The following is a 7,852-nucleotide window of genomic DNA, read 5'->3' on the forward strand; positions in this document are numbered from 1 at the left end:
CATTTGTCATTTGTCATTTGTCATTTGTCATTTGTCATTTGTCATTTGTCATTTGTCATTTGTCATTTGTCATTTGTCATTTGTCATTTGTCATTAATTATTTCTCCCTCTGCTCCCTCATCTCCCCCACTCCCCACTCCCTTTTTTCTACAAAGAACGCTGTAACCCTATCTTGTTCTTAATAGTGGTTTGGATACTGCATAAAGCTGGACTTATACTAAAGTTGCAAGTGTAGGTTGCCAAGGGTTCTTTTTGATAATTAAATACCCGGACGTTGTAACCAAAGTTCCGTGCAGCGCTACCCAAGCGATTTACAAAGTCATAGCGCTCTATATACTCTAGTAAGCTCCAAATTTGCTGATTCACGATCAAGTCTACTCGTGCAGGTTCTTTGTTAGAAGCTGGATATGCGATCCAATTATCCAATAGCTTTTTCTCAGAGTTTTGTTGTGCCCACCATAAGCTGGGAACGGTTAATCGTTCTGGATGAATGGTGGTAGCTGTGATTATATAGTCTTTTGGCTTGGTCAATAAGTCTAGTTCTAAAGGCGCACTAGAAGGCGACGGGATTGAGGGGGTTTGTGCTAGTGAAGGCGGGACTAGTAAAGCTGTGAAGGTAATGCTTAGTAGTAATGAAAATGATGTCTGGCGATGGCTGCGCCATTGCCTGCCGTAGGATGCCCGTTCGCGTAGCGTCTCCTTTAGGAGAAGGGCTGTAGGGCGATCGCATAATTTAGGTGTATACATAACTGATACTAATTCATCATTCGTCATCAAGACACAAGTTAAAATTCGCACAAATTAAAGTTTAATGGCAACGATGCGAATTCTTCGATAATCTGCTGTCCAAGTTCCTTGTTGATATAGTGTTGGCTTCAGATATTCCTCAACGACGGAAATTATTTGTATTTGTTGCTCAGGTGAAAGTCCTGCTAAAAAAGGGCTGGCGAACATTTTAATCCAGTTTGCGATGCCAGTTTCTCCCTCTGCTAGGAGAGTTGGGCGAGGAAACAGGATAGCATAAATGACATCAAAGCCTTGCTGTTCTAGTAGGCTGCTGTATTCGCCAATACTGGGGTAATACCAAGGATTCTCTACTTGTGCCTGAGGGATACCAATGGACTCTAAAGCACTGTATAAAGCTGTAGCGATCGCCTTTACATTCCCCCTACCGCCAAACTCCGCCACAAAACGTCCTCCGGGTTTTAGAGCTTGATGTATGGAGGCGATCGCGCTATCTGCTTGTTTCACCCAATGTAATACAGCGTTGGAAAACACAGCATCAAAAGGCTGTTTAACTTGAAAATTTGTCGCATCCGCAACATCAAAGCGGATATGGGGATAGTTTTCTTTTGCCTTTTCAATCATCGCAGCTGCGCTATCAACTCCCATTACTTCAGCACCAGCTTGGGCAATTTTTTCTGTGAGTTGTCCAGTACCGCAACCAAGATCCAAAATCGATTCTCCTGGCTGAGGGTTGAGTAATTTCAATAAGTCTTCGCCATACTGCCAGACGAAGGCGTGTTTATCTTCGTAAAGAGAAGTGTCCCAATTATTGCTTGTGGAAATATTATTCATAACGTAGGATTTTATGGTGTGTAGAGACTAGCAATTGCTAGTCTCTACATTAAATTACAGCGATCGCTACTCGGTATCCCAATATTGCACCCAATGGTACGCCAAATTCCAAGTTTTGCTGAAAACTAGCAAGCAGAAACACTACTGTTTCCAATCCTTCACCGAAACAGTGCTGAGTGCTGAGTGCTGAGTGTTGAGTAAAAAAGTAATAATTGCACTCAGCACTTTATGTTTGAAGCCACGGCTTTTAAGCCAAGGAAAAAGAAATAAATCAAATAATTCTTGTTCTTGTTGGGGAAAATCGCCGCTTGTTGCTTGCAAAATTATTGCCAATGCCAAACATAGTAGAGTGGCAAGAATAATTCCAATCCAGACGGCTTTCATCAGATAGGTACGTCCAGTTTGCTTGAGGTAACTGGCATCGATTTGTACTTTTTATGCCCCCCTACAGGATTGAAGTTTATACAAAATACATGGTCTACTGAAAAACTAGACTCTTAAATAATCTGGCTGCAAAGGACACTTCTTAAATATGGACACAGTAGCGTTCGCGGGTATTTCGTCCTTCAGCTGGCTGTACTGGATAATACAGCCGCATTTAGCCATGCACATTCCAGATGGCTTCTTGAACCTACCCGTTATCCTTGTCACCTGGATAATTGCCATTGGTCTAATTGCCCTAGCTATTAGGCAGGCACAGGCAGAATACCAAGAACGTGCTGTACCTTTAATGGGAGTTTGTGCAGCATTTATCTTTGCAGCACAAATGATTAATTTTCCGATTCCTGGAGGGACTTCTGGACACCTTTTGGGCGGAACGCTAGCAGGAGCTTTATTAGGGCCGTGGGCTGGTTCGCTAGTGATGGTCGCAGTGTTCATCGTCCAGGGTGTTCTGTTTCAAGATGGTGGACTGACGGTATTAGGGGCCAACATCTTTAATATGGGATTAATCGGTACGTTTGGTGGTTACTATCTCTATCGCACAGTTAGATTTGCTACTGGGCGCGATAGCTTGCGAGGAGTGGTAATTGGCGCAGCGATCGCAGCCTGGACAAGTGTAGTAGTAGCTTCAATTGTGTGTGCCTTAGAACTAGCTGTGTCTGGAACAGTTCCTCTAGCGGTGGCTTTCACAGCGATGGTTTCTTGGCACGTTCTAATTGGCATTGGCGAAGCGCTGATTACCGTAGTAGCACTCAATTTTATTTGGCGGACTCGACCTGACCTCTTTTACGATCCGCCCCGCAAGACGAAAGTATCTGCCTCTCGTCCTCTCTCTCGATATTAAAAGATGTTTATATAATTGAATTGAACACTTATGAGTAGCAACCTCTCGCGATCGCGCAACCGTGCCTTTGTCATCGCTGGCTTAGGTATTGCCCTGCTAATTGCAATTTTCCTTTCACCACTGGCTAGCAAAAATCCAGATGGACTCGATAGAGTTTCACAAGACCTGAAGTTTGACAGTAAAGAACTAGAAGAGAAACCTGCTCAGAAATTACCCTTTTACAACATTTTTGATGAGTATGCTCTCAGAGGTGTACCAGAAGCGATCGCAACTCCTTTAGCTGGTTTAGTTGGAACGTTAGCAACTTTTGGTTTAGCTTGGGGGATTGGCAAATTAGTCGTGCGTGGTTCAACTTCACCTCCTAGTGAGCATGATGGCTATTCAGACTCAGATGCGCCAGATTAAATATTGATAGGAACTTAACATCATGCTGCTGCACGTTGGGGCATTTGTGCTGGATATCGATAGCAAGCAGGCTACTGCTTGGCACAAACTTGCTCCCCGTACTCGGATACTATGTACATTGTTGTTCGTGTTTGCCACTGTCCTAACACCAGATGGGCATTGGTGGACTTGGGCTATTTATGGATTAGCTTTAGTAAGCCTACTCTTGCTAAGTCTAGTTACCCTACCAGTACTACTGAAACGCTTGGCAGTTGAGTTCACATTTATTGGTGTCGTTCTTTTGGGTACTTTATTCCGAGGTGGTGGCGAAGTTTTATGGTCTTGGGGACCACTACAGATTACAACAGTGGGGCTAACTGTTTTGGGTAGTGTGGCGCTAAAAGCTTTGCTATCGCTATTGATACTAAATTTACTAACATTAACAACTTCAGTAACCGCACTACTTCATGCCCTGCTGGAACTGAAAACCCCACCGCTACTAGTAGCGATTCTGGCATCTATGTATCGTTATATCAGCGTATTAATTGGCGAGTTTAACGCTATGCGTCGGGCTGCCGAGTCCCGAAACCTGATGAACAGCAATCGTTCGGTACGTCTAATTGTCGGCAACATGATTGGAGCGCTGTTTATTCGCACTTACGATCGGGGAAATTTAGTTTATCAGGCGATGCTGTCACGCGGTTATCAAGGAGTACCACCGATGATGGAAAAAGTTTCTTCAGGGGGACGGCGAGACTTTGTAGCTTTGAGTTTGACTGTAATTTTAGCGCTGTTGGGTCAGGCTATTTACTGGCGGAAATAACTTTTGTTCGCGTTTTCTCAATGCACCATAATCCAATATCAATTCAAAATCTTAACTATACCTACCCTGACGGAACTCAAGCTTTGAGGGAAATTAATTTGTCTATCAAAGCAACTGAGCGAGTGGCATTAATCGGAGCCAATGGTTCGGGAAAATCCACGTTGCTATTACATCTCAACGGAATTCTCATGCCTCAGTCGGGACAGGTAACGATTGGAGAATGGGCTATAACTGTTGAAAATTTGCGAAATATTCGGAATTTTGTGGGTTTGGTGTTCCAGAATCCAGATAATCAGTTATTCATGCCAACAGTTTGGGAAGATGTTGCTTTTGGGCCAATGAATCTGGGGATGCAAGGTGAGGAATTACAAGAGCGAGTTCTTCATGCAATGGCAGCAGTTGATATCGATCCTAAATGGTATGGACAACGCTATACGGGTAATTTATCTGGAGGTGAAAAGAAACGGATTGCGATCGCCGGTGTCTTAGCCATGAACCCACAGATATTAGTATTTGATGAACCCTCGGCTCAATTAGATCCTCGTTCTCGCCGTCAATTCATCGAACTGCTGCAAAGTTTACCTTTGACGCAACTAATTGCTACCCACGATTTAGATTTAGCTTTAGATTTGTGCGATCGCACAATTGTTCTCAGTCAAGGTCAGGTCGTATATGATGGCAAAACTGAGCAGGTAATGAGCAACCCAGAGTTTTTGCTTGGGCACGCTTTAGAGTCACCACTAAGCTATAGTCGCCCCTACTGTCACCTGGAACATGCACCTGTCAGCCGATCTCGAAGAGCGTAAATTCGTTTGAGTCAGTCACACTAAATTGTTACTAATACCATTCCTTAAACTGAGCGATCGCTAATCCTAATCCCGTACCTTTACACCTTTAGTGGTAAACAATTTCAATTCCCACAACAGTAGTCAATGGTTGAAGAATTGAGTGTTGATGAAGGTTAAATCAGGAGAGTTAGCAAAGAGTGAAGACTGAAAGTATTGCTATTGTGTCAACTTAGCTCTGTGATGGAAAATAAACGTTGTCGGTCTATTTGTTGAAGCTTGATTTTTTCAGCGTAGAAAGCCTGATAATAATATTGATACCGCTCTGGTTCAGCTTCTGGATCGGTTTGTTGCCATAGTTCCAAAAAGTGACGATAGCGTTTTTCAAGCATCACTAAATCCATACAAGCGATCGCAGCTTGAACTACTTGCGGAGTCCGCAGTATTTCTTTCTGGTTTTTTTCATCCACATGAAATAAATGAGAAATTAACCCGATCTCGCTGTCAAATTCTAAGAACCGATCTTGGAGGCGGGAAATTAAATTTGGTAGAGATGCAAAGTTTTTCGTCTCTCCATCACCGGATGAAATTTCTAAAATCTGTTGCCATAACAATCGGTGGTGGGAAAGGCTAAATTGCAAATCTCGCTCCTCTAGTTCGTCAACAATCATTTGACGCTGTTCGGGACAATGCAAGTAAATTCGCAATAATAACGCCTCTGCGTGTTCTAAAAGGCTGCGTTCTGTGGGGAGTGAGGAGTTGGAAATGGGGAGTAGAGATTTACCACCTCCCCATGCTTTCTTCGCTGACACGGGCTTAGAGTATGTAGCCGCAGCCGGAGCAATTTGAGTTAGCAGATTTTCGACTCGTAGAGGTATGAGTCTGGTATCTCCCAAGCTGAGTATTTCAGCACAATAAGAAACATAATAATTTCGTGTATCGCTGTTAGCTATATTTTTAAGTAATTTGACTATTTGCTGAGTTACTTGCTGAAAATCAGTAGCCTGTTTTAAGTCTCGGTCTTGAATAATTTGCTGAATCTGCCAGTCTAGCCAAAGTGGCGCATTTTTTAGCAGTTTTCCATAATCTTCTGGAGTTCGCTGGTGCAAATATTCATCAGCATCTTTGCCATCGGGTAAATTGAGAATCTTTAGCTGAACTTCGCCCTTGTATGCCAGTTCGGCAATTTCACCGATCGCACGTTCGGCGGCATTAGTTCCGGCTTTATCAGCATCAAAGTTGAGTACTAATTGTTTCGATTCGGTGTAACGTAATATTAACCGGACTTGTTCTAAGTTTAATGCCGTGCCGAGAGAGGCGACGGCGTTATTAATACCAGCAGCGTGGAGAGCGATCGCATCAAAATATCCCTCTACCACCACTGCTCGATCGAGTTGAGAAATCCCACCCTTAGCTCGATCGAGGGCAAATAATGTTTTACCTTTACTAAAAAGTTCCGTTTCTGGTGAATTCAGATATTTAGGTTGCTCATCAGTCAGAGTTCTCCCACCAAAAGCAATCACCCGCCCTTGGACATCATGAATGGGAATCATCAAGCGATCGCGGAACACATCATAATATCCGCCTCCTTCCCGGCGTGGCTTAATCAATCCCGCTTTTTCCAGAATTTGCACTGGGTAATGTTTATCATCAACTAAATAACGATAGAGAGTTTCCCAACCTGCGGGGGCGTAACCTAAACCAAATTGCTGTATAGTTTCTTCTTTGAGTTGGCGATTAGATTGCAAATATTGAAGTGCCTTTTGCCCTTGGGATTGTTTGAGGGCGTGCTGATAAAACTGTGCGGACATTGCCAGAACTTCATATAACTGTTCGCGCAAAGATAGCTGACGCTGTAATTCTTGGCGTTGTTCGGGTTCGAGAGTTTGCACAGGTACTTGGTAACGCCGTGCTAAATCCAGCACCACGTCAGCAAAAGAACGCTTTCCCAACTCCATGACAAACTTAATGGCATTTCCCCCAGATTGACAGCCGAAGCAATAGTACATTTGCTTGGTTTGACTAACGGTGAAACTGGGAGATTTCTCATCATGGAAGGGACACAAACCGACGAAATCCTTTCCTCGTTTGCGTAAAACTACGTATTCCGAGACGACATCTACAATATCAGCCCGTAGTTTAACTTCCTCAATTGTGTCTGGGTGCAAGCGGGGGATTTGCATGGCTGTGTCATTAGTCATTGGTCATTGGTGAGCCAGTGCGGTCTTCTCCCAAAGGGAGAGGCTAACGCCAAGGGGGTTTCCCCCATGAGCAACTGGTGTTAGCGCAGCGTTAGCGACGCAGGAGCGTCACCCGAAGGGTCATTGGTCATGAACTTTGGAGAAATACCAAAGGACAAATGACTTTAGACTTCTGATCGCTATTATATTCTTGTTGCTAGACCAAGAATGATGTATAGAATTGCTTAGACTTAATTTTATCAGAGGAAATACTGAAAATGGGGCGTATTTTTATATCAGCAGCTCATGGAGGCCAAGAAGCGGGAGGAATAGATCGAGGTGCGATCGCAGGTGGTACAACTGAAGCGAAAGAAATGATTCTGCTGCGGGATTTGATTGTCACGGAACTGAGAGCGCGGAGTTTGGAAATTTTGGCGGTTCCTGATGACTTGAGCGCCGCCCAAACTATCACCTGGATCAATTCTCGCGGACGCCGGGGTGATGTCGCTCTAGAAATTGCAGCTAATGCGGCTAACAGCCCTTCTGTGCGTGGGGCTAGCGTTTTCTACATTGTTAATAATAGCGATCGCAAGAGCAATGCTGAACAGTTACTAGTAGGATTGTTGCGCCGCGTACCCCAATTACCGAATCGCGGAGTCAAACCAGATACAGATAGTGGATTGGGTAGTTTGGCATTCTGTCGTCAGACAACGCTGCCAGCTTTGGTGATGCAAGTGGGGTTTCTCAGCAATCCAGAGGATCGGGCTTTGCTGCAAACTCGTCGCCGCGATTTTGCTTTGGGAATTGTTGATGGATT

Annotated in this window: 9 protein-coding genes; 5 read left to right on the top strand and 4 right to left on the bottom strand. The window is 44.1% G+C overall.

The annotated features are described in order from the left end of the window. Window positions 1–147: 147 nt before the first annotated feature. The 3 genes from V7K41_RS00725 to V7K41_RS00735 form a co-directional block, all read right to left on the bottom strand. The gene (locus tag V7K41_RS00725) at window positions 148–747 is read right to left on the bottom strand and encodes a hypothetical protein (protein WP_334845260.1); all 600 of its coding nucleotides are present in this window, start codon (window positions 745–747) and stop codon (window positions 148–150) included. A gap of 54 nt (window positions 748–801) precedes the next feature. After that, window positions 802–1,578: a class I SAM-dependent methyltransferase gene (locus tag V7K41_RS00730; protein ID WP_334845254.1), complete on the bottom strand. Its 777-nt coding sequence runs from the start codon at window positions 1,576–1,578 to the stop codon at window positions 802–804. 141 nt (window positions 1,579–1,719) lie between these two features. After that, window positions 1,720–2,004 (bottom strand): FTR1 family protein, encoded by a 285-nt coding sequence (locus tag V7K41_RS00735; RefSeq protein ID WP_334845261.1) that lies wholly within the window; start codon window positions 2,002–2,004, stop codon window positions 1,720–1,722. A 106-nt stretch (window positions 2,005–2,110) separates the two neighbouring features. Between V7K41_RS00735 and cbiM the strand changes: the two genes are divergently transcribed. Genes cbiM through V7K41_RS00755 form a run of 4 tightly spaced genes read left to right on the top strand, consistent with a single transcriptional unit; the run spans window position 2,111 to window position 4,876 of the window. Further along, window positions 2,111–2,863 carry a cobalt transporter CbiM gene (gene cbiM, locus V7K41_RS00740; protein WP_334845255.1) on the top strand — a complete coding sequence of 251 codons (753 nt, stop codon included), beginning with the start codon at window positions 2,111–2,113 and terminating at the stop codon, window positions 2,861–2,863. Between the two features lie 30 nt (window positions 2,864–2,893). Further along, window positions 2,894–3,268, top strand: a complete 375-nt coding sequence (locus tag V7K41_RS00745; RefSeq protein WP_334845256.1) for a PDGLE domain-containing protein — start codon at window positions 2,894–2,896, stop codon at window positions 3,266–3,268. A 22-nt stretch (window positions 3,269–3,290) separates the two neighbouring features. After that, on the top strand, window positions 3,291–4,070 hold the full coding sequence (cbiQ, locus tag V7K41_RS00750; RefSeq protein ID WP_334845257.1) for a cobalt ECF transporter T component CbiQ: 780 nt from the start codon (window positions 3,291–3,293) through the stop codon (window positions 4,068–4,070). Between the two features lie 20 nt (window positions 4,071–4,090). After that, window positions 4,091–4,876 carry an energy-coupling factor ABC transporter ATP-binding protein gene (locus V7K41_RS00755; protein WP_334845258.1) on the top strand — a complete coding sequence of 262 codons (786 nt, stop codon included), beginning with the start codon at window positions 4,091–4,093 and terminating at the stop codon, window positions 4,874–4,876. 206 nt (window positions 4,877–5,082) lie between these two features. Here the strand turns inward: V7K41_RS00755 and dnaG are convergent, their stop codons facing one another. Continuing rightward, window positions 5,083–7,038 carry a DNA primase gene (gene dnaG / locus V7K41_RS00760; protein WP_334845262.1) on the bottom strand — a complete coding sequence of 652 codons (1,956 nt, stop codon included), beginning with the start codon at window positions 7,036–7,038 and terminating at the stop codon, window positions 5,083–5,085. Window positions 7,039–7,313: 275 nt separating this feature from the next. Between dnaG and V7K41_RS00765 the strand changes: the two genes are divergently transcribed. Then, window positions 7,314–7,852, top strand: a 539-nt coding sequence (locus V7K41_RS00765) for an N-acetylmuramoyl-L-alanine amidase (protein ID WP_334845259.1), incomplete at its 3' end; no start/stop codon positions are given.

The sequence above is a fragment of the Nostoc sp. genome, from assembly GCF_036917415.1.
Lineage (GTDB): Bacteria > Cyanobacteriota > Cyanobacteriia > Cyanobacteriales > Nostocaceae > Nostoc.

Coding starts and splice junctions, on each gene's coding strand:
- V7K41_RS00730 (WP_334845254.1), bottom strand. CDS start 1,578: ATGAATAATATTTCCACAAGCAATAATTGGGACACTTCTCTTTACGAA.
- V7K41_RS00725 (WP_334845260.1), bottom strand. CDS start 747: ATGTATACACCTAAATTATGCGATCGCCCTACAGCCCTTCTCCTAAAG.
- V7K41_RS00755 (WP_334845258.1), top strand. CDS start 4,091: ATGCACCATAATCCAATATCAATTCAAAATCTTAACTATACCTACCCT.
- V7K41_RS00745 (WP_334845256.1), top strand. CDS start 2,894: ATGAGTAGCAACCTCTCGCGATCGCGCAACCGTGCCTTTGTCATCGCT.
- cbiM (WP_334845255.1), top strand. CDS start 2,111: ATGGACACAGTAGCGTTCGCGGGTATTTCGTCCTTCAGCTGGCTGTAC.
- dnaG (WP_334845262.1), bottom strand. CDS start 7,038: ATGCAAATCCCCCGCTTGCACCCAGACACAATTGAGGAAGTTAAACTA.
- cbiQ (WP_334845257.1), top strand. CDS start 3,291: ATGCTGCTGCACGTTGGGGCATTTGTGCTGGATATCGATAGCAAGCAG.